Source organism: Waterburya agarophytonicola KI4, from assembly GCF_020640915.1.
GTDB lineage: Bacteria > Cyanobacteriota > Cyanobacteriia > Cyanobacteriales > Xenococcaceae > Waterburya > Waterburya agarophytonicola.
This window is the reverse complement of sequence record NZ_JADWDC010000002.1, coordinates 161,075-183,009: the sequence shown is the minus strand read 5'-3', so window position 1 is coordinate 183,009 and position 21,935 is coordinate 161,075. Positions and strand designations below refer to the sequence as shown.

At 38.8% G+C, this 21,935-nt stretch carries 15 protein-coding genes, 1 tRNA gene and 1 pseudogene; 7 read left to right on the top strand and 10 right to left on the bottom strand.

The genetic code is table 11. From position 1 onward, the window contains the following. Positions 1 to 470 precede the first annotated feature (470 nt). Entirely contained in the window at positions 471 to 4,667 is a 4,197-nt protein-coding gene (locus I4641_RS01605; RefSeq protein WP_229638671.1) for a DEAD/DEAH box helicase, read from the top strand. 128 nt (positions 4,668 to 4,795) lie between these two features. On the opposite strand, the gene I4641_RS01600 is transcribed toward I4641_RS01605, so the two are convergent. The 3 genes from I4641_RS01600 to I4641_RS01590 all read right to left on the bottom strand — a co-directional run bounded on the left by I4641_RS01600 (position 4,796) and on the right by I4641_RS01590 (position 8,373). Then, positions 4,796 to 5,524: a Bax inhibitor-1/YccA family protein gene (locus I4641_RS01600; protein ID WP_229638670.1), complete on the bottom strand. Its 729-nt coding sequence runs from the start codon at positions 5,522 to 5,524 to the stop codon at positions 4,796 to 4,798. Between the two features lie 244 nt (positions 5,525 to 5,768). Further along, positions 5,769 to 6,053 (bottom strand): hypothetical protein, encoded by a 285-nt coding sequence (locus I4641_RS01595; RefSeq protein ID WP_229638669.1) that lies wholly within the window; start codon positions 6,051 to 6,053, stop codon positions 5,769 to 5,771. A 13-nt stretch (positions 6,054 to 6,066) separates the two neighbouring features. Then, the gene (locus tag I4641_RS01590) at positions 6,067 to 8,373 is read right to left on the bottom strand and encodes a heavy metal translocating P-type ATPase (RefSeq protein ID WP_229638668.1); all 2,307 of its coding nucleotides are present in this window, start codon (positions 8,371 to 8,373) and stop codon (positions 6,067 to 6,069) included. Between the two features lie 454 nt (positions 8,374 to 8,827). Here I4641_RS01590 and I4641_RS01585 point away from each other — a divergent pair, with 454 nt between their 5' ends. Then, positions 8,828 to 9,325 (top strand): CBS domain-containing protein, encoded by a 498-nt coding sequence (locus I4641_RS01585; RefSeq protein WP_229638667.1) that lies wholly within the window; start codon positions 8,828 to 8,830, stop codon positions 9,323 to 9,325. 168 nt (positions 9,326 to 9,493) lie between these two features. On the opposite strand, the gene I4641_RS01580 is transcribed toward I4641_RS01585, so the two are convergent. Continuing rightward, complete coding sequence (locus I4641_RS01580) at positions 9,494 to 10,333, bottom strand: prohibitin family protein (protein WP_229638666.1); 840 nt, start codon at positions 10,331 to 10,333, stop codon at positions 9,494 to 9,496. Between the two features lie 78 nt (positions 10,334 to 10,411). Between I4641_RS01580 and I4641_RS01575 the strand changes: the two genes are divergently transcribed. Beyond that, entirely contained in the window at positions 10,412 to 10,864 is a 453-nt protein-coding gene (locus I4641_RS01575) for a protein tyrosine phosphatase family protein (protein ID WP_229638665.1), read from the top strand. Between the two features lie 88 nt (positions 10,865 to 10,952). Continuing rightward, on the top strand, positions 10,953 to 11,975 hold the full coding sequence (locus I4641_RS01570; protein ID WP_229638664.1) for a sulfotransferase family protein: 1,023 nt from the start codon (positions 10,953 to 10,955) through the stop codon (positions 11,973 to 11,975). A 3-nt stretch (positions 11,976 to 11,978) separates the two neighbouring features. On the opposite strand, the gene I4641_RS01565 is transcribed toward I4641_RS01570, so the two are convergent. The 3 genes from I4641_RS01565 to I4641_RS01555 all read right to left on the bottom strand — a co-directional run bounded on the left by I4641_RS01565 (position 11,979) and on the right by I4641_RS01555 (position 14,543). After that, a complete protein-coding gene (locus I4641_RS01565) occupies positions 11,979 to 12,524 on the bottom strand; it encodes a DOMON-like domain-containing protein (RefSeq protein ID WP_229638663.1) in 546 nt (181 codons plus the stop codon). Positions 12,525 to 12,544: 20 nt separating this feature from the next. Beyond that, a complete protein-coding gene (locus tag I4641_RS01560) occupies positions 12,545 to 13,672 on the bottom strand; it encodes a phosphotransferase enzyme family protein (protein WP_229638662.1) in 1,128 nt (375 codons plus the stop codon). Between the two features lie 151 nt (positions 13,673 to 13,823). Then, a complete protein-coding gene (locus I4641_RS01555) occupies positions 13,824 to 14,543 on the bottom strand; it encodes a pirin family protein (protein WP_229638661.1) in 720 nt (239 codons plus the stop codon). Positions 14,544 to 14,689: 146 nt separating this feature from the next. Here I4641_RS01555 and I4641_RS01550 point away from each other — a divergent pair, with 146 nt between their 5' ends. Next, entirely contained in the window at positions 14,690 to 15,577 is an 888-nt protein-coding gene (locus tag I4641_RS01550; protein ID WP_229638660.1) for a LysR family transcriptional regulator, read from the top strand. 321 nt (positions 15,578 to 15,898) lie between these two features. On the opposite strand, the gene I4641_RS01545 is transcribed toward I4641_RS01550, so the two are convergent. Both I4641_RS01545 and I4641_RS01540 read right to left on the bottom strand, forming a co-directional pair. After that, on the bottom strand, positions 15,899 to 17,461 hold the full coding sequence (locus I4641_RS01545; RefSeq protein WP_229638659.1) for an AGE family epimerase/isomerase: 1,563 nt from the start codon (positions 17,459 to 17,461) through the stop codon (positions 15,899 to 15,901). Positions 17,462 to 17,835: 374 nt separating this feature from the next. Continuing rightward, positions 17,836 to 17,920: transfer RNA gene (locus I4641_RS01540), tRNA-Ser, on the bottom strand. 220 nt (positions 17,921 to 18,140) lie between these two features. On the opposite strand from I4641_RS01540, the gene nadA reads away from it, so the two are divergent. Both nadA and recA read left to right on the top strand, forming a co-directional pair. After that, positions 18,141 to 19,106: a quinolinate synthase NadA gene (nadA, locus tag I4641_RS01535; RefSeq protein ID WP_229638658.1), complete on the top strand. Its 966-nt coding sequence runs from the start codon at positions 18,141 to 18,143 to the stop codon at positions 19,104 to 19,106. 376 nt (positions 19,107 to 19,482) lie between these two features. Further along, a complete protein-coding gene (recA, locus tag I4641_RS01530; protein WP_229638657.1) occupies positions 19,483 to 20,589 on the top strand; it encodes a recombinase RecA in 1,107 nt (368 codons plus the stop codon). A gap of 333 nt (positions 20,590 to 20,922) precedes the next feature. Here recA and I4641_RS01525 read toward each other — a convergent pair. Beyond that, positions 20,923 to 21,935: pseudogene (locus I4641_RS01525) on the bottom strand (S-layer family protein); the annotation flags it as partial.

The following is a 21,935-nucleotide window of genomic DNA, read 5'->3' as shown; positions in this document are numbered from 1 at the left end:
ACTGAAAACGCTGATAAGACAGCATCTTTTATTTCATATTTTTGATTATTTCCTAATCTCCTAATTTTCATCAACCAGAATAATTGGGTTGGTTTTGGTTGCTTAGTTTTTTGAAACTTTTATGTAATACAAAAATTTAAGAGCTTAAATGAGAAATTCAAGAACAAAATTCAATCTGATTACAAAATAATTAGGTTTTTATGAACTTCAAATTTCTAAGATGGTGATAATCATTTCCAAAATGAGAATTGCTGTATCGATCTTAAACTTCGACAAGTTCAATGGAAATGGGATAAAGCTTTTGTCTCCAATGTTATAAAAAACTAGACACCTTCAAAATCTAAAATTGCTATTTTATTGAGGCAATGCTGTAGGATTACAGAAGATAACTAGAATTAATAGCCAACAGATATTAGCTATTAACAACAGTATTTTTTCAGCTACAGGTTATATCTTCAATATCGTCTATTATGCTCTCTTCTGAAACTGAGATTAGTCAACTTCGTCAGACGTATAGCCAGGAATATCAGGAATTATCCAAAATACGCAAGCAAATTGTCAGGCTCTATTCGGTAATTTATGAACCTGTTAATCGAAGTAAGTTTCTTAAGTGTTTGGATGCTTTAGGAGAAAAAAACAAGCAGGGTAAATCTTTTGTTAGTGCAACTCTTAAGCCTCATTTGGAGTATCTTTTAGATCGAGAGTTGTTAGTTCAAGAATGGGGAGAATCTCCTCAATGTAATCCTCTAATCGCGGAAATTGCGACGCGGGATGCGATCGCAGAGGGGACTTGGGAGGATATGGTAAAGATAGCCCAGACTCATTTACCGATTCAAACTCGCTATAACAGTAAAGATACGAGAGTTTTTAATAGTGTAGAGCAATTACTTCGAGAAGTTCGGATTGGTATCTATCGTCAAGATATAGAGTTTATCCAGCGACAGTTGGAATGTTATCAGAAATATAGCTACTATCCCGAACCAATTCAACTGGATGATATTTTAAATTTATTATTAAATAATCCTTTCGATCCTGATTGGTTTAGTCAGCTACCCCAAGAGTTATATGAATCTGGGTTAATTAGTATCCTCTTAAATTCGGTTATTTATTTATCCCCTGCCAAATCTGCATTTACTTTACTGCAAACAGAGGCGAATAAACCAGATGGGCGTTGTTCAGATCCCTTAAGATTGTTGTTAACCGAACAGCTTATATTACGGGATGATGTTGCCACTGCCAAACTTCATTTGGAACAGGTATCAGCCGAAAATCAAGGATCGGCAAGTATATTCTGGGGATGGTTGGCTTTTATGGAAGGAGATTGCACCGAAGCAATTGATTTTTATACTTCGGCTTATAAATCTCTGCGGAAAAGTACTAAAAAGAAGAAGATATTTTTTGATTCTATTGCAGGGATATTTTTTATTCTGGCACTTTTGCAAGATGCTTCTCCTATTAGGCTAAAAGAAGCGGAAGGCTATTGCAAGATAATGGCTACGAGTAATAACTGGCTTAGTTATACCTATGTTTGGTTATTAAAACTCCTGCAAATCCAGCAGGGGGATATGAGTCAGAAGGAATGGATTTATGAAAACGGCATTGATTCTTATGAGGAGAGTCATAGTATAGAAACTTTCTTTTGTTCTCTGTGCCTTTATTGGATCGATGAAAAAGAAGCTAGAAAGCGCTTACCCAGGCTATTGAAATTCTTAAGCGATCGCGCTGAAGCAGTAGGATATTATTGGCTGGGTGTAGAAGCAGCAGAATTATTATTCCGTCTCAAAACAAAGAAAAGCTTGGTGGCAGAAGTTAACGCCAATACGGAAGCACCTTCTTTGGTGGATTTAATTAAACCCAAGCAACCCTGGGAATTATCTTTAACAGCCTTAGCCAATCTACAAAAGCCAGAAATAGAAGTAAAAGTAGAATCAGAAAAGCGTTTGGTGTGGTTGTTAACGTTTTATACCACTAGCTTTATGCTGCAACCCCGCGAACAAAAAATCACCGCCAAGGGAAGCTGGAGTAAAGGCAGAGCGATCGCGATGAAGCGTCTGTATAATTATTCTGGGGAATACGATTATTTTACAGCGCAAGATATCAAAGTCTGCAATCAGATTACTGTTGATTATTATGGCTACTATAGCAAAGCCGAGTATAACTTTAGCGATCGCGCTATGGTAGAGTTAATCGGACATCCTTTAGTATTTTGGGCTGATTCTCCCACTACCCGCGTTGATATTGTGGCAGGCGAACCAGAATTAATCGTCAAGAAGATTAAAGAAGATCGTTTAACCTTAGAATTTTCCCCTAAGTTAGCAGAAGATAAAGAGGTTGTTCTGGTTAAAGAAACTCCCACCAGAATTAAGGTAATTGAAATCACTACCGAACATCAACGCATTGCCACAATATTAGGTAAAAAGAATTGCCTCAATGTTCCTGCTGCTGCTTCGGAACAAGTATTAGCTGCCATTAGTGGGGTATCCCCTATTGTTACCGTTCATTCTGATATTGGTGGTGGCTTAGAAAGTGCTAGAGAAGTCCCTGCTAATTCTACACCCCACGTTCACCTTTTACCCGCAGGAGAAGGTTTAAAAGCTGCTTTGCTATGTCGTCCATTTGGGGAAGTAGGTTCTTATTATCGCCCAGGCAAGGGTGGTTCGACGGTAATTGGGGAGATAGAAGGGGAACGGCTACAAACCACGCGGGAGATGGCAGAAGAAGAGACGCTGGCAGAAGATGTAATTAGATCTTCTTCTGTTTTAACTCGTCACGAATCGGAATCTGGAGAATGGCTGATTGAAGATCCAGAAGACTGTCTGTCTTTATTGTTAGAACTCCAAGAATTAGAAGAAAAAGTAATTATCGAGTGGCCAGAAGGAGAAAAGCTGCGTATTGCCCATCAAGCAGGATTTAATAACTTCCAGATGCAGATTAAACGTCAAAATGATTGGTTTTCTGCCAGTGGAGAGTTAAAGCTGGATGAAAATATGGTGCTAGATATGGAAAATCTATTATCACTGTTAGACCAAACTTCTAGTCGCTTTATTCCTTTAGGAGAAGGGCAATTTATTGCTTTAACCCAGCAGTTTCGCCAAAGACTAGACGAACTAAGGGCTTTTGGTAACAAAAAGGGCAAAGGCTTACAATTTCATTCCCTAACTTCCCTTGTCTTGGAAGATGTGATCGCCGATATGGGGGATGTCAAGGCAGATAAACATTGGAAACAGCAGGTAAAAAAACTTAAAGAAGTAAAAGAACTCCAGCCACAATTACCTTCTACCCTCCAAGCAGAATTAAGAGACTATCAACAAGAAGGCTTTGAATGGCTATCCCGCTTGGCACATTGGGGTGTGGGGGCTTGTTTGGCGGATCAAATGGGTTTGGGTAAAACTTTGCAAGCATTGGCTTTAATTCTCAATCACGCCACTCAAGGGGCTACTCTAATCATCGCCCCTACTTCTGTCTGTTTCAATTGGATTAGTGAAGCCCAAAAATTTGCACCCACCCTTAACCCGATCCAGTTTGGTGGTGGAAACAGACAGGAAACATTAGATGCTTTGCAACCATTCGATTTATTTGTCTGTAGCTATGGTTTGTTACAACAGGATGAAGTGGCGGAAATGCTAGCCCAGGTAGAATGGCAAACTATCGTTTTAGATGAAGCCCAGGCGATCAAAAACATGAGTACCAAGCGATCGCAAGCTGCCATGAAACTCCAGGGTAAGTTTAAATTAATCACCACGGGTACGCCGATTGAAAACCACCTGGGGGAATTATGGAATTTATTCCGCTTTATCAATCCTGGCTTGTTGGGATCTTGGGAACAGTTCAATCAAAACTTTGCCGCACCCATCGAAAGAAATCAAGATAAAGTTCAACGCAAGCATCTCAAGAAATTAATTCAACCTTTTATTCTGCGTCGGACTAAAACCCAGGTACTAGCAGAATTGCCCTCTCGCACTGAAATTACTCTCCATGTAGATATGTCTAAAGAGGAAACGGCATTTTATGAAGCTTTACGTCAAAAAGCGATCGCCAAGTTAGCGGATACTGATGCTCAACCAGGGACAAAACACCTCCAGGTACTCGCGGAAATCATGAAATTGCGTCGCGCCTGTTGTAATTCACGTTTAGTCATGGCTGACAGCAGCTTACCCAGTTCTAAATTAGAACTATTTGGGGAAGTATTAACCGACTTACTAGAAAACAAACATAAAGCTTTAGTATTCAGCCAGTTTGTTGATCATCTGCATATTTTAAGAGATTATCTCGAACAAAATAATATTCCCTATCAATACCTTGATGGTAGTACCCCCGCCAAACAAAGAAAAACAAGAGTAGATAAATTCCAAGGAGGAGAAGGGGATGTCTTCTTAATCTCCCTCAAAGCAGGAGGTACGGGACTAAATCTTACCGCAGCGGATTATGTTATCCACATGGATCCCTGGTGGAATCCCGCTGTTGAAGATCAGGCAAGCGATCGCGCCCACCGTATCGGACAACAACGTCCAGTCACAATATATCGCCTAGTCACCAAAGGAACAATTGAAGAAAAGATTGTCCAGTTACATCATCAGAAAAGAGATTTAGCTGACAGTCTTCTTGAAGGGACAGAAATAAGCGGAAAAATATCTACTGATGCCTTATTACGTCTGATGACACAATGATAAGCTTAAACCTATCCAAGTTAAACAAAAGAGTGGGCAATGAAAGTAACTTTGCCAAAATTACAAAATTAGATTTCCATTGTCCACCAGATCTATAAATTACCAGATCTATAATTGTTAATCAGTAATCAATCGCGACCATTCATGGCAATCAACAGACGTAAAATAAAGATAAAGAGATTGATGTAAGTAAGATACATCGAAAGAGCAACGGGTAAATATTGGTCGTCTTCGTAGGTGCGGGGCATAATGTAAAAATCAACGACCGCAACTCCTGCAAACAAAGCTACTCCAACACCAGAAATAGCAATTTCTAGCCAGCCAGGAGTATAAACTCCAAAGACAGAAAGCAGCAATTGTCCCACCATGACAACCAATAAAGCAATCACACCCAAGCGTACAGTCTGAGCCAAAGCCAAACCATCTTCATCGCTGAGGTTTGAACCGATATTGCGTCCGAGAATAAATGTGACACCACAGCCAAGAGCAGCGATACCAACTCCGCCGATACCAACTCCAGAACTGCTTAGAGCAAGAAAAACGATGCCACTGAGGGTGTAACCAGATAAAAGACTGTATAGAGCTAATAAAGGCAGTGCAGTGCTGTTATTGCCTTGTTGAGCTACCCCACGAGCGACAAAAAACAGAACTAATTCTGCAATCATCGCCCCAATAAAGGTTGGCATAAATAAATCTGGGCGAGAGGCGATCACTCCCAAACCGCCGTAAGTCCCTAAAGCAGTCAATACTAGACCGCCACCCAAGTAAGGGAGAGCATTGCTAATTACATTGGGTCCAAGGATTTGATTGCCTTGTACCTCCTGCATTGCTTTTCTAAAATTGCTTGTGTTACTCATTAGTTTTCTAACCGAACTATTTTTTTATATTTTAATCTTGCTTAATTACTAAGATCTTAATTCAACTAACAGTCTTAAGGTGTATGAGGATTACCGAATATTATTAACTCCTAAGAAAAAGGGTTAGTGCCAGAACAAGTTTGTTGGACATTTTCTTCAGGAGAGATCGCATCTTATATAGCTAACTTGAAAACTGTTAACTCTCGACTAATTATAATTAGGAAAGAATTCGCTCCTTTATTTACTATTTACTAACTCGGTCACTTGAAGATAGCTTCAAGTGCTGCGAGTTAGACTGGCTAAACATAAACCACCAGAGTTCTGCGCCAATTAAACCCGCGCCACCCAATGCCACAGCCAGCTTTAAACCCAAAGGCTGTTCTATCTTCTGAAACTGACTGGTTTGTTCTCCTGGGAAGGCGGGCATTTCTACCTCCATCTCCTTCTGTGCTAATGCAATATTGGAAGTTATAGCGAGAAAAAATCCCAATCCTGCAAGGCTGCCATATATTTTACTTTTATTAAACACGATTTCTTCTAATTTAAGTTCTAGATTTTGAGGGACTAAAATTTTGTAGGCGCAAAGCATTAGTTACGACCGAAACCGAACTAAATGCCATTGCACCACCTGCAATTATAGGATTGAGCAACCAGCCAAAGAAGGGAAACAAAATTCCTGCTGCGATAGGAATACCCAAGATATTGTAGACAAAGGCAAAGAAGAGATTCTGACGAATATTATTAATTGTCGCTTTACTCAATTCAATGGCTGTCACAATACCCTGTAATTCTCCCGAAATTAGCGTAATATCGCTAGCTGCGATCGCCACATCCGTTCCCGTACCAATGGCAATACCGACATCGGCTTGAGCTAGTGCAGGGGCATCATTGATACCGTCTCCTACCATAGCTACAGTTTTACCTTCCTGCTGAAGTTCTCTTATTTTGGCTGCTTTTTGATCGGGACGCACCTCAGCTTCTACTCTCACTATGCCAACCTGACGGGCGATCGCTTCGGCGGTTTTTTGATTATCTCCCGTTAGCATTACTACTTCTAAATCGAGGTTCCGCAGTGCTTTTACGGTTGCGGTGGAAGAAGGCTTGACCGCATCGGCAATGCCCATCATGCCTTCTAGTTTGCCATCTACGGCAATCACAACTACGGTTTTGGCTTCTGCTTCCCAAATGTCTTTTTGCTTTTGTAAGGTATCCGTTTTAATACCCAATTCCGACATCCAGCGTTGCGTACCAATCTGTACTAAACGGTTTGAAATTGTACCCTGTACTCCGCTACCTGCTACTGCTTCAAAATTATCGCTTTCTGAAATGTCAATATTATTTGACTGAGCATATCTAACTACAGCCTCGGCTAAAGGATGTTCGGAATTACGTTCGACTGCTGCAACCAGACGCAATAAATATAATTCTGCATTATTATCAGTATGCGAAGCGGTATGTTTTAGGATACCTCTAACTGCTTGATAATTAGTAACGGTAGGCTTTCCTTGGGTAATTGTGCCAGTTTTATCAAGAACAATAGTTTGCAGTTTATGAGCGAGTTCCAAACTCTCTGCACCCTTAATTAAAATCCCATTTTCTGCACCTTTGCCCGTACCTACCATGACAGATGTAGGAGTCGCTAAACCCAACGCACAAGGACAAGCAATAATCAATACGCCAACTGTTGTAATTAAAGCCAGAGAAACATTACCCATGACAGTAAACCACAAAACAAAAGTAGCAATGGCGATCGCAATTACTACAGGCACAAACCAACCTGTGACTTTATCTGCAAGTCTTTGTATGGGTGCTTTAGAACCTTGGGCATCCTGCACCAACTGAACTATCTGCGCCAAAACTGTATCTGTACCGACCCTGGTAGCCCTAAACTTAAAACTACCAGTCTTATTAATAGTCGCGCCAATAACTTCATCACCCGCTCGTTTTTTAACGGGGATACTTTCCCCAGTCACCATCGCTTCATCGATAGTAGAATTACCGCTTATTATTTCACCATCAACGGGAATCTTTTCACCAGGGCGAACTAAAATAACGTCGTCAATTTGCACTTCACTAATGGGTAAGTCTATTTCCTGTCCGTTACGAATTAGTCTGGCATCTTTTGCCTGTAAGCCCATCATTTTACGGATGGCATCTGAAGTTTGTCCCTTTGCCCGATTCTCAAACCATTGTCCTAAAAGGATTAAGGTGATAACCACCGCAGCGGTTTCGTAGTAGACTTCTGGCATCAAGCCTTGACTGAGAAAGAAGTCGGGAAAAACAGTAGCAAATACAGAATAAAAATAAGCTGCACTCGTACCAAGGGCGATTAGAGTATCCATCGTGGCAGCATGGCGTTTGAAAGCCTTCCACGCACCGATATAAAACCGATAGCCACACCAAAACTGTACTGGCGCGGTCAGAATTAATTGCAGCCAGGGGTTATGCAACCATACAGGAATGAAAGGTAGATTTAACCCAGTCATCATTGGTAGCGAACCAATAACTAAAATGACGCTAATTACTCCACCCACAATCATTTTACGAATCAGATCCTTAGATTCAGCTTTGCGGGCTGCTTTTTCGCGATCGTCTTCTCCCGTAACTATTTCTTGTTTCTGAAGGGAATAAGATGAGTATCCAGCCTCTTCTACTGCGTCTTGAATATTTTTAATATTAGTTCGACGGGGATTGTATTTAATGGCAGCAAGTTGCGCACCGAAGTTAACATTACATTCATCAACCCCAGGTACTTTGCGAATTGCTGATTCAATACTGCTGGCGCAGGAGGCACAGCTCATCCCTCTGAGTTTGAGATTAATTTTTTTTATATTGGTGGCTGTGTTCATAATTGTAATTGTTAGTAGGGTCGAATGACGACGCGAAGCTAATCCTTTAGGACGCGCTATATTCAGAATTTTGAGTTAGATAGTCATATTGCTTAATTACTTTATTTATGTGCTTCTGAAATTAGCTTAAACTCTCTAGTCGGCTATAGAGTCAAGGGAAATAGGAAATTAATTTAGATTTGTTTCCGAGAATTTTAGGTCTAACTCTGCTGGAGCAATCAGTAGTTATGCAAAATTAACTTGATAGTTAAGGTTGGGCAAAGGGAAAGGGGAAAAGGGAAAAGAAATATAGAATGTAGAGTTGATTCTGCGTAGGTACTTATCGATCCCCTAAGGGCAACTTCCTCACAATTTCTTCAAACTATTACTTTATCTTAAAGCTAGAAAGGCTTAATCAGCAGGTCTTTCTTCTTAATGTAGATTCAATCAAGCATTGACGCAATAGGAGCAACTTATGAAAGCATCGGACATTATGACTTCCAAAGTCTTTACGATCGATAGTTTGGCAACTATTATGCAGGCTACTAAGGTCATGGAACAGCACAAAGTAAAAACTTTGATTGTCGATCGCGCTTCTGTTGAAGATGCTTATGGCATTATTACCCAAACAGATATCGCTAAGGCGATCGCTAATGCCAAAGATCCAGCTATAACCTATGTCTGCGAAGTGATGACCAAACCCTGTATTGTCGTCAATCCTGATTTATCGATAGAACACATTATCAAACTGTTTGTTCAAGCTCGAATCCGTATCGCACCTGTAATTAAAAACAAGCTACTTGGTATTGTTTCCCTAACCGACATCATCACCAAAACTGATTATTTGACCCCTGAAAAGGTGAAATATATCTATACCTCAAGGTTATCCGAATTACCTTCAGATCGCTGGAGAGATGGTGAATGGGAAGTTGCTGACTGGGAAGGGGAATTAGAAAACTGGTGTAGTGGCTAAGAAGTCAGAAATGTTAATTAGTACTCAAAAGCTGGCAGTGTTGTGATTAAAGAACAAATCGAAGGATATGAGTAATTATATTAGTTTATAATTGCAGGGCGATCGCGCATATATCTTTGTAAATAGATCGCGATCGCGACGTTGAAAAACTACTGGTTATAGGATTTATTAGTCCATATTTCCTAAGTTAAACAGGAAAGGTACGCCTCCTTGAGAATCCCCTCCTGTCACCAAAACTTTGGGCATTTGTGCGCCACCTTCTCGCCAAGCTTCGATCGCTTCTTTTTGGAGTACGAGTTCGCCACCTTGCGCTCTTAAAGTCTCTGCTAGGAGTCTTTGAGCTTCTGCTTTACCCTTGGCACGGTTAATATCGGCTTGAGCCTGTTGTTCGGCTTCTCTAGCAACATATACTGCTCTTTGAGATTTTTGTTCGGCAATCTGTTTTTCTTCTACTGCCCTAGCAAATTCTGGAGAAAAACTCAGATCTACCACGCTGGTATCTAGGATGAGAATACCGTATTTATCCAGGCGATCGCTTAAGGCATTATCAAAATCTTCTTTAAGCTCGTCACGCTTAGTAATCGCTTCTTCTACGGTTCTTCTGGCAGCAGCAATTTTAAATGATTCTTGAGTTTGAGGAGCAATAATTTTGGAGACAATATTTTGCAAAGTACCTTGGGTGCGACGAATTTCTACTACCTGAATTGGATCGAGACGAAAGTTGATCGCAAAACTAGCTTTAAGATCTTGCAAATCTTTGGTAGAGCTTTCTGCGGGTACTTCAAATTTTTGTACTGTCAGGTCATAAACATCCACATTAGAAACTAAAGGCGGACGAAGATGAATTCCTTCTAGCAAAACTCCATCTTGAGCTTTACCTAAAATGCTCAATACTCCAGCCTGACCAGGATTGAGAATAACGAATGAGTTAAAACCAAGCAAAACTATTAAAGCAGCAACAATACCACCCAGCAAAGGCTGCCAACTATTTGGTGACTGAGTATTCAATTCTCTTATCTCCTCTTGATTATGTAAAATGAAGTTGTTATCAGTATTTGCAAGTTTATCGTATTTAACGATCTAGCAGTGATTAAGAGTATCCAAGACTACTATCAAATCAACGAAAATATAGCGACTTCAGGTCAACCTACACCAGAACAATTTCCATGGATTAAAGATGCTGGATATCGAGTAATAGTGAACCTAGCTATGTCTTGCTCTACCAATGCTTTAGCCAATGAAGGGGCAATTGTGACTGATCTGGGTTTGGTTTATATTCAGATTCCTGTAGTTTGGGAAAATCCTACCCTAGATGATGTGAAGCTATTTTTTCAGACCATGAGAGCTTTTCAAGAGCGGAAAGTTTGGGTACACTGCGCTAAAAATATGCGAGTTTCTTGCTTTATTTATTTTTGGCAGAAATATGTTTTGCGGTTATCCGAGGCAGAAGCTAGATATCCGATGAATCAGATTTGGCAGCCTACGGGAGTTTGGCAACAATTAATCGAATGCGGATCGAGTTTAGAGCTTTTAGCTTGAGTTGACGTTCGGCTTACTGAAGATTTAACGAGAGACCCTTTATTATCTATACATTTACCTTGAAAGGAACTATCTCAAACTTAACTCTATGAGTATCCAGAGTACCAACAAGATCCATAGTCCTATAATCGTTGTGGGCAGACCTAGAAGTGGTTCTAGCTTGTTTACGCGCCTTCTTAGCGAAAACCCCGATTTATGTATGATTAATGACTTTTATTATCTACAGTATGTAGATGCTCTAGCAGGATTCGACCGACAGGATTCTACGCTAATTAAAAGTTTAGCCAACCAAATTTTTTCAACGCTTAAAAATAGACAAAAACCAGACAATCTAAATAAAGCAGGAATCGAATTTGGCAGTTTGTTGAACTCCGAGCAAACCAAAGATTTAAAAAAATTTGTCGATCTATGTTCTGCTAGAGACGATCTGAATTGGTCTTCTTTGTTTGCTACTATTATGCAATACAATGCCCATCTTTTTGGCAAGAAAATTTGGGGTTATAATACACCCCAAGATTATTTACATTTACCAAAACTAGAGCAAGCTTTTCCTCAAGCAAAAATTATTTTTGTCATGCGCGATCCTAGAGCAGTGTTGCGTTCTTATAAATATATGGATTACTTGGAAAACTATCACGATCCTGCTCGCTATCATCCTTTTTTACAAGCTATTGCGTGGAAATCGGCAATGAAAAGTTTTTTAAGCAATCAAGAGCGAGAGAACTTTATGTTAGTTAAATATGAAGATTTAGTGAAAGATGCCAATCGCGTTTTAGCAGAAGTTGGTGATTTTATTGGTGTGAATTTTCCACCAGTCAATCTACAAAGTTTTGGTAGCAATTCCACTTTTAAAAACAAAGCCAAAAAGCAACTCAGCAACACAGAAATCTGGATTTGCGAAAAAACTGTTGGAGAAGAAATGCAAGTAGCCGGATACTCATTGGATAATATTAGTCCTGCCAGGGAAGATTTGGGTTATATATTTTATGTTACGGTAAGATCTTGTTTATTTTATTTGAAAAATGCGATTGCTTCGAGTGATATTAGAAAAAGAATCTTTAATTTGGCTATAACTGTTTTAAGTAATAAAAACCACAAAAATTATTATTAATAACTAGATATTAATAATAAAACTATCTTGATGATGAAAGTCAGCTTCAGTTGCTGGATGAATCAATGCCCAGTAGCTGAGTTTTTTATTCCTATTTTCTACCACTGTAGAAATTGCTAGATCTAAATCTTTTTTGGCGATATTTAGTTTATTCAAGTCAATTATCAAATCTAATTGCAAGGTATTTTTTTCTAGTGCTAAATTGAAAAACAAGGAATCAAAAGCCATTTCTTCGGCTATATTTTCTCGATAATTATCAAATCGAAAAATATTCCAATCTCCTGATGGAGAAAGATTAAATTCCCAATATTTAGTTGTATTTCTTAATCTCAAAAAGAATTCAAAACAGGTATGCTCCCAAAGATCGTATTTACGAAGCGATCGCTTACTACCAGGAATAATAACTTTTAATAAATCTCCTGACATTAAATATTGAATATTCAAGTAATTATTATTACGAAAAATTTCGCCACTAACACCAACTAGATCGAGATAGTTTGGATCGAAAGGTATTAGATTAAATTTAGTTTTTTCTACTAAAGAAACCATGAATTATTTAACAATAGTTATTAGAGCAAACTTTGAATTATTTGTCGAATCAACTGTTCTTCCTTTTCAATACTTTCAGTAAGTTTAAATTGAACTAACGCTCTTGCCAAATTGTGTTCTGGATAATCAGCACCAAAATAAACATTTCCTTCCAAGTTGTCGGTTAAAAATCTTAACCCCAATTCAAACGCCAATAAACGAATTGAATCATAAATATATTCAAGATCGTTATCTGTCAAAAAATCCCTAGCAACAGATAAATAACCTTGCAAAATAGCTTCGGCAAGTTCGGGATCGAAAGTGACTTGTTCCCAGTCTTTAGTTTCTTCTCCCAATCGATTACAACCCGATCGCAAACAGTCTCCAATATCATAATGGATCAAACCAGGCTTAACTGTATCGAGGTCGATCATTGCCACTGCTTGTTTGGTGTCACAATCGATCATAATATTATTAATCTTGGGATCGCCGTGAATAGTCCTCAGATGTATTTTTCCCGCAGCTTTGGCTGATTCCAATACGTGGGGTAAATCTGGGCGATCGCTGATAAACTTAAGACAATAATCGATTTCTGGGGATGATTCGATCTGATTGCTATTGATAACTCCATGATAATGTTGCAGATAGTTGGGGGTAACATGAAAACCTTCCAAGGTATCTGCCAGCTTTTCCACGGGAAGATCGTTAATTAGACTGTGAAACATACCCAAACCATAGCCAATTTCTTGCCCGTGTTGAATATCTTGAATGGTATCAAAGGACTGAGAATTGTCAATAAAGCTGATAGCGCGCCAAAATGATCGATCTTCTGCAATCCAATAATTTTGCTGTTGGGAAGTCGATAAAACTTGGGGAATGAGCCAACGACGGTCTATGATAGAGAGATCGGACTGTTTTAATCTTTGGCTCACATAATCAGATAAAACGCACATATTATTCATCACCAATTCTGGCTGACAAAATACTCTCGTGTTAATTCGCTGTAGAATAAACGGTGGTTGTGCGTCGAGGGTAACTAAAAAAGTGCTGTTTATATTACCGCTGCCATACTGTCGAACATCCGTAACTTTACCATCTAATGTAAATCGATCTGCGATCGCTATAAGGTCAAAACTGGTATTGTTTATTTCCCCAAGATTATTTGTCATATCCTCGCCAATCTCGATTAACAGCTTTTCACTTTAAAATTCTATCCACAAATAGAATATCTTAGTTGAGACTGGGAAAGACAATGGTTTTCTTTGCTTCTCTTAATAAAACACCTTTATCTTATGGCGAGTAAGCTAGAAACTGATGCTGTTATTTTGCCAAATCAAAGAATAAGATTTCAGTTTCAAGATCATTTCCTGCATCAGTACCATATTCAATCTTAACTTCAACTTCATCCATAATTCCCGCACCATCTCCAGCCTGAAGCAAGCGATCTTCGAGCAATACTGCACCTTTAGTTACTTGTAGCCAGCCAACTCGATTATCTGATATTTTGTGAGTCAGGCGATCGCCTTTTCCTAAAGAAGCAAGATATAAATTAACATCTTGATGAATAATTACAGAGCCATCTCTACCATCTCGCGAGCCGACTAATCTTAGTTTCCCTTGAGTTTCTTCTGAGGTAAAGTTTTTTTCTTCATAGCTAGGCTCTAGCCCCTTTGTATCTGGCTCAATCCAAATCTGCAAGAAATGTACGGGATTAGTATCCGAGGCGTTGAATTCACTATGTCTAACTCCCGTACCCGCAGACATTCGCTGCACGTTTCCTGAGGAAATTACTGAGCCATTACCCATACTATCTTTATGAGCCAATTCTCCCGAAAGAACATAAGAAATAATTTCCATATCTTGATGTCCGTGAGTGCCAAAACCCTGAGAAGGAATCACTTTATCTTCATTAATTACCCGCAGGCTGGCAAAACCCATGTGCTTGGGATCGTAATAACTACCAAAGGAAAAAGTATGTCTGCTATTTAGCCAACCAAAATCGGCTAAACCTCTTTCATTTCTGGGGCGAATAGTAATCATTTTATTTTACCTCCTTGGCTTTACTTGGTAGAGTCCATGGGACAGAAACTAGCCCCTCAACTTCAATATATTTATTATCGATTAGATCTCATGAAAAGACAATATGATATTTTAAAGACAGATTGTCTCTATTTTATCTACAATTTATGGATAAATTTGCCAGCATGGAAGCCTTTACTCAAGTAGTAGAGTCGGGAGGATTTGCAGCAGCAGCCAGAAACATGAGGGTATCTCGCTCGACAGTAAACAAGTTAGTAATCAATTTAGAAAATGAATTAAACGTACAGCTATTACAGCGCACTACCCGCAAAGTTAACCCTACCCCCACAGGATTAGCTTATTACGAACGCTGCATCGATATTTTGGCAGAAGTAAAAGCAGCAGAATTAACTGTAGCCCAACTGCAAAGCGAACCCAAAGGAACGCTTAAGATTAATGCACCGATGTCTTTTGGTACTTTATATTTAGGTAAGGCGATCGCCGATTTTATGATTCAATACCCAGAATTACAAGTACAATTAACCCTAGACGATCGCTTTATCGATCCCGTTGCCGAAGGTTACGATCTCACCATTAGAATTGCTCCACCCGAAACATCGCCGAGTTTAGTTATTAAAAAAATCGCACCGATAAGAAGGGTGCTTTGTGCTGCACCTAGCTATCTAGCAAAATACGGTGTTCCCCAGCATCCCTCAGAACTAACAAGTCATTCATGCTTGCATTACGGTCATCTAGTTACGGGAAACCAATGGCTTTTGAGCGATGGAGAGCAAGACTATCAAGTAACCGTCAAAGGTGTAGTTTGTTCTAACAATGGGGAAATTCTCAAAGATGCTTCGGTCAAGGGTTTGGGAATTGCTCTTTTACCAACTTTTATCATCCAATCGGAACTAGATCGAGAAAAACTCGCGATTGTTTTAGCCGACTATCAATCCCCTGCTATTAATTTGTATTTAGTTTATCCCCTCAACCGACATACAAATACAAAGGTAAAGCTTTTCACTCAGTTTTTTCAACAGAAGTTTGGCAATTAATTTATTTTTATTCCCTGGGGTTAACTGTCAATAAAGTTAGTATCAGTTGCGATTTATATCAACGCTATTTTCGCGATCGCCTTTTGAGTTAGCAAGTAATTATTGAAAAAATCAGGCTTCCAACTGTAAAGCAAGTTACCTCTAGTAAAAGTGATGGAATGGAAGGAAAGGCGATCGCTTTATGTCCCGAGTTACGGAATTATCGGCACTAGAAAAAAATTAGAGGATTAATAACGTTTTCTCGATAACGACTGAGATTACCTCCTGGAAAAACATTCACAATAACAGCAATAACAGCACTGACTTGCTTATCATGCTTGTTTATTTTATTTGTCTGAAAGTGACTGTGACTTTGTTAAGCTCGGATATTGATGGCAGATTGTTATCCGCTACCAATGGCATCGGTTCAATTTCGAGTTCTGCAATTTGCCCTGTATAGTAATAAGGTCGAATTGACTCTTGTTCTTGTCCTTGCTTGCGAGCAAAGTATAGTTCAACTAGATCTCCTAGAGTCGCCCCAGAAGTAATATAACCAACTAAAGCATGTTCGTAGCTGTGATAACCGTTTTTCCAGTGATATTGCTTTGGGAGTTTCTTTTCTAGTTTGGGCGAGGTTAGTAAGTTCCACACTTCATGATTGGTAAGATCTACCATGTTGTCAAACCACCAGTTGACAGTAGATTGCAGATACTTGCCAACATAGGATGGCTCTATTAAACTTAGAGTTCCCGCTACTTGATCTAACTCAGCATAAATCCACCAGTTCTTGTCAAGATCGCGAACAATCTTGCCATTTTTATCTAGGAACGGTGCGCTAGTCCAGGTGCCTGAATCTGAATCATAAGCTTCCTGGAGTAATCGATCTGCATTAGTTGTAGCAAAATTTATTAAGCTTTCGTCATCCACAAGTTGCCCAGTATGGTAAATCATCCATAATGATTTGATCGTATGTCCATAATCAGCTTTGCCAGGTAGCAACTTTCGATCTTCTGTCTTGTCAAGGTCTAACCAGAAAACATTATATTTGGGACTATAAAACTTGTCGATCAGAATTTCTGATAAGTTGATCAAGTCTTCTTTCCACTCAGACTTATAAGGTTCAGGCAGCATGGGAATAAGCAGAAGCATGTAACCATTAATTTGGTCTAGTTGAGAAATTAAACGCTTTCTTTGGTTATAGTATTCATCGCTAGAATTTTGACTTTCATATTTCCCAGGAGTCCACATCATCAACCCTTGCTCTGAATCGTAGTAGTTATCAAAGATAAAATTTTTCAGGCTGATAATATCTGAGAGAATCTCTTCATCGCGAGTCAAATAATAGTAAAAAGACATTCCTTGTAGAGTGTATGCCAGATCCTGGCTAGTACGTTGCCCTACAAACAGATCGGGTTGGCGATCTGCTATTTGCAAGTATTTGAATGAACCGCCGTTTTCTTGGTCGAGTCCATATTGACGAATCCAATCTACTCCCGCTTTCGCTAGGCTCAGAAACTTGGGATCTCCAGTTAAATGATATGCCACTCCGTAAGAATAAACTTGACGAGACTGAGAGACGATAAAGTTTTTATCTAGAGCTAAGGGCAGCCAACCATAATCTGAAGGTAAATTTTCAAAAGCTGGACAGAGTTCTGATAAATTAACTGGTTCCCCATCATCACAGCGGAATGAAGGAAAATTCCCTATCGGTTCACCAAAAGCATTCTTATCTAGCCACCACGGGTTAAGGTCTTCTTCAACATGTTTTAACCATCTTGCACCACTTAGTATATTACTGTTGCTGGTCGCTAATATTGGCTGCCTGATCGTGATTAATAAAATTAAGCTCAAGCAAACTAAAGTCGCTCTCAGAAAAAGTCGAATAGCTTTTGGTTGATAGTTCAAGGATTGTTCGGATTTTATCGTGATTTCTTCAAAAATTTTACAATAATTTCGGTCTTAAGCAGGTTTAAGTCTTCTCAAGATAATTTAAGAATGTCTACTATCTTATGAAATAGTGGGCAGTTGAAATTTCCTACAAAATACTGTCCATTAAATGGTGAAATTTTAGTAATAAAGAAGAGTTAGGAAACACTTCCAACCAAGGAAAAATTAACCACAATAAAAGGGTCGGTTGGATAATCAAACGAAAATTTTTTCTAAATTTTACTTCTGACCAAGGTGAATTAGCTATAAAATGATCTAATGATTGAGAGGAATTTATTCCTAAGATTATGTTTCTAGTTTGTCTTCCAGATTCAGTAAAGCCGACAGGCGTACGGAGAGGGTGGGATTCGAACCCACGTTCCCTTTCGGAAAACTCGATTTCAAGTCGAGCGCGTTCGACCACTCTGCCACCTCTCCTAATCTAGCCTAAATCATAATAGCAAAGAAAGTGAAGGACTAGTTTAGTTTTAATATATGCTTTAGTTTTAATATTTATCTACCCACAATTTCATCTCTTTCTGTGATAACTAAGCAAACTGCAACTTTTGGTTAACTAAACTATATAAACTATAATAGATTTATAGTAAAAACTACTATAAATAAATTTTAAAAATAAATATAAGGGCTGATAATAAATATGTTTGCAACAGCAAAACCAAAAGTAAATCCTCATGAAATTCCTCAAGATTTGTTTACCGCAATTAACGAACTTAAACAAGAATTAAATGCCGTAATTTTGGCTCACTACTATCAAGAAGCAGATATTCAAGATATTGCTGATTATTTGGGAGATTCTTTGGGTTTATCTCAGCAAGCTGCTAATACAGATGCAGAGGTGATTGTTTTTGCGGGGGTACATTTTATGGCAGAAACAGCTAAGATTCTTAACCCCAATAAACTAGTATTACTGCCAGATTTGGAAGCAGGTTGTTCTCTAGCAGATAGTTGTCCTCCCAAGGAATTCAAGGCTTTTAAAGAAGCTCATCAAGATCATATAGTCATTTCTTATATTAATTGCAGTGCCGAAATTAAAGCTCTTAGCGATATTATTTGCACTAGTTCTAATGCAGTAAAAATAGTGAATCAAATCCCTCAAGAACAACCAATCATCTTCGCCCCAGATCGCAATTTAGGGCGTTATGTCAGCGAACAAACAGGGAGAGATTTAGTCATGTGGGAAGGTAGCTGCATCGTTCACGAAACCTTTTCGGAAAAAAGAATAGTCGAATTAAAAGTAGAGCATCCCACAGCCGAAATAATTGCTCACCCAGAATGCGAGCCTCCCGTATTGCGCCACGCAGACTTTATTGGTTCGACTACTGCGTTATTAAACTATTCTCAAAATAGTCCTAAAAATAAATTTATTGTTGCTACCGAACCTGGCATTATTCACCAGATGGAAAAAGCTGCGCCTAATAAACTATTTATTCCCGCCCCTGGTATAGATGATAATTGCGCTTGCAATGAATGTCCTTATATGCGCTTGAATACTTTAGAGAAGCTATATCTGGCGATGAAAAATAAAACTCCTGAAATTACCATGGCGGAAGATATTCGCATCGCAGCACTAAAACCTATTCAAAGGATGTTGGAAATGTCATAAAAATCAGCGATCTAGGATTAAGGAGAATTCATTGATAGTTGATTTTCTTAATATTCCTTGAAATGACTTGTCTTGCTCGATCTTAGAACAAGAGGTTAGATCTTGCGTTGATTTTTTTGTCAACTCATGAGAAAATGAGGGATATCCACACGATTGATCGCAGTTATAAATTCGTTAAACTTTAATTAGTGCCAGATGAAAACAAAATATATCGCTTCAGCCGCAAACAGAAGAATCTTGGATTAAATTGACAAAATATAACTGGCAAATGACTGAAGCAGTATATATCATAAACGTGAAAACTATTGTATAAGATTCAAATTAACTTTTCAGCCACTTTTGAAAGCAAATTTACCCTTTATTGATTGAGACATTCATGGCAAGTCGCAAAAGTACTACTTCAAGCAATTCAGAAAAAGAAAATAAAGAGAAAGCTCTGGGTCTAGTTTTAAAGCAAATCGAACGGAATTTTGGTAAGGGGGCAATTATGCGCTTGGGGGATGCTACCCAAATGAAAGTAGAGACGATTCCCAGTGGTGCTTTGACCTTGGATGTAGCGTTGGGAGGGGGATTACCAAAAGGAAGAATTATTGAAATTTATGGACCAGAAAGTTCTGGTAAAACTACTTTAGCATTACACGCGATCGCCGAAACCCAAAAAATGGGTGGGGTAGCAGCATTTGTCGATGCCGAACACGCCTTAGATCCTACTTATGCCGGGGCTTTGGGGGTAGATATAGAAAACTTGTTGGTAGCTCAACCAGATAATGGAGAATCAGGCTTAGAAATCGTCGATCAGCTAGTGCGATCGGCAGCAGTAGACTTAGTAGTAATAGATTCGGTAGCAGCATTGACTCCTCGTGCGGAGATTGAAGGAGAAATGGGGGATAATCAAGTGGGTTTGCAGGCTCGTTTGATGAGTAAAGCCCTCAGAAAAATTGCAGGGAACATTGGTAAATCTGGCTCGACGGTAATCTTTCTCAATCAACTACGCCAGAAAATAGGTATTACTTATGGTAGCCCAGAAGTAACCACAGGAGGAAATGCTCTCAAATTCTATTGTTCGGTTCGATTAGATATCCGTCGCGTACAGACTTTGAAAAAAGGCAATGAAGGAATGTATGGTATTCGCGCCAAAGTCAAAGTAGCAAAAAACAAAGTTGCGCCTCCTTTTAGAGTAGCTGAATTTGATATTATTTTTGGTCACGGAATTTCTAACGTTGGTTGTTTGTTGGATTTGGCTGAAGATGCAGATATTGTTGTCCGTAAAGGTGCATGGTATAGCTACAATGGCGATAATATTGGTCAAGGAAGAGATAACACTATCAACTATCTATTAGAAACCCCAGAATTGGCAGCAGAAATAGAAAAACTAGTTAAAGAAAAACTAAATGAAGGGGCTACAGTCTCGGCTAATTCTGTTGCGCCTGAAGCAATGATTCCTGATGAAAATGATGAAAATATTGAAGATTATGAACCATAATCAATATTTTTTATTACCGAAATAACCAACCCAAGGGCGAGATTAAACTCGCCTTTTTTTATTAGTTTAATTAAATAGGGTTTGCTCAAAAAGTTTCAAAGGTTTAGCTAAAGAAGGTTACAGAGATTCTTGCGGGAGGAAAAAGCTAGGTTTAGGGAGCGCAAAAGCACTAAAATTGGTGAAACCCCCTTGAAATTTCTAGGAGTGTATCTCTTTGAGAATATACTTGTTATCAGTGTAATTAATTTTGCCTAACTACTTACTTGTGCTTAGATTGCCCATTTGTCAAGGAAAACTATCACGAGACTTTGGTGAAATTTCCACAGCTTACGGTTAATTTGAGCAACTAGACCTAATCCAACGATGAGTTGATAAAGGAGTCAAAGCGACCAATTCCAATTCTCCATGGGCATCAATCATCGTAGCGGTAGCTTCTGTCAAAGCTGCAGGTAGAGAAGCCACTCGATCGCTTTCCTGTTTAACGGGACGTAAATCGTACCAGGTGGTGCTTAAAGATTGAGTCTGATAAGGACTATGAGGAATTCCTCCATTACCAATAACTGCAAAAGCGTTGTTATCATTAGCCGAACAAGTAACGGTGATTAAATTAGTCAGATCTGTAACATTTTCTGGTAGTCGATTTAGTTCAAACTGGCGATCGCTCTCGATGGTTTCAATTTCAACAGTGCCATCTAACCCCAATTGAGAAGAAGCACTAATCTTGCTGGCTAAATCAATCAATAAACCTTGAGTTTTAATCTCAATGTTGCCCCCTTTTCCTTCAACTGCATCGGCAATAATTTGACTATTATTTCGTAAGACAATATTTTCTTGATTGTTAATTCTGATATTGCCACCTGTGGCATTGTTAAAAGCTTTAGCTGTAATTTGGCTATTATTATTGAGCAAAATATTCTTTGTTTCCAGATTAATATTCCCTTGTTCCCCTTGATTGATTTCTGCATTTAAACTACCACTGATATCTAGATTAATCTCCTTAGTGGTAATAGTTAAATTCCCTGCATCTCCCAAGTCATTATTACTAACAGCTATTTCAGCATTTTGAGTTACATCTAATCTCTTGGAAGTAATATTGATCGAACCTGCGGCAGAAGTACTTTCAGAAGTAGCTGTAATTTTGCTAGCAAAATCTTCATTAAAAGAACTTTTAGTTATTAAAATATTATTGGCTGTAATATCGATATTCCCTGCATTTCCTTCGTCTAAAGTTTCCGAATTAATTTGTCCTCCATCTTTAACAATTAAGCTATTTCCCGTAATTGAGAGATTCCCTCCATCTCCCGTCCCTTCAGCAGATACATATAAAGCACTGGGATATGACTCGT

Coding starts and splice junctions, on each gene's coding strand:
- I4641_RS01605 (WP_229638671.1), top strand. CDS start 471: ATGCTCTCTTCTGAAACTGAGATTAGTCAACTTCGTCAGACGTATAGC.
- I4641_RS01600 (WP_229638670.1), bottom strand. CDS start 5,524: ATGAGTAACACAAGCAATTTTAGAAAAGCAATGCAGGAGGTACAAGGC.
- I4641_RS01590 (WP_229638668.1), bottom strand. CDS start 8,373: ATGAACACAGCCACCAATATAAAAAAAATTAATCTCAAACTCAGAGGG.
- I4641_RS01585 (WP_229638667.1), top strand. CDS start 8,828: ATGAAAGCATCGGACATTATGACTTCCAAAGTCTTTACGATCGATAGT.
- I4641_RS01570 (WP_229638664.1), top strand. CDS start 10,953: ATGAGTATCCAGAGTACCAACAAGATCCATAGTCCTATAATCGTTGTG.
- I4641_RS01565 (WP_229638663.1), bottom strand. CDS start 12,524: ATGGTTTCTTTAGTAGAAAAAACTAAATTTAATCTAATACCTTTCGAT.
- I4641_RS01560 (WP_229638662.1), bottom strand. CDS start 13,672: ATGACAAATAATCTTGGGGAAATAAACAATACCAGTTTTGACCTTATA.
- I4641_RS01555 (WP_229638661.1), bottom strand. CDS start 14,543: ATGATTACTATTCGCCCCAGAAATGAAAGAGGTTTAGCCGATTTTGGT.
- I4641_RS01550 (WP_229638660.1), top strand. CDS start 14,690: ATGGATAAATTTGCCAGCATGGAAGCCTTTACTCAAGTAGTAGAGTCG.
- nadA (WP_229638658.1), top strand. CDS start 18,141: ATGTTTGCAACAGCAAAACCAAAAGTAAATCCTCATGAAATTCCTCAA.
- recA (WP_229638657.1), top strand. CDS start 19,483: ATGGCAAGTCGCAAAAGTACTACTTCAAGCAATTCAGAAAAAGAAAAT.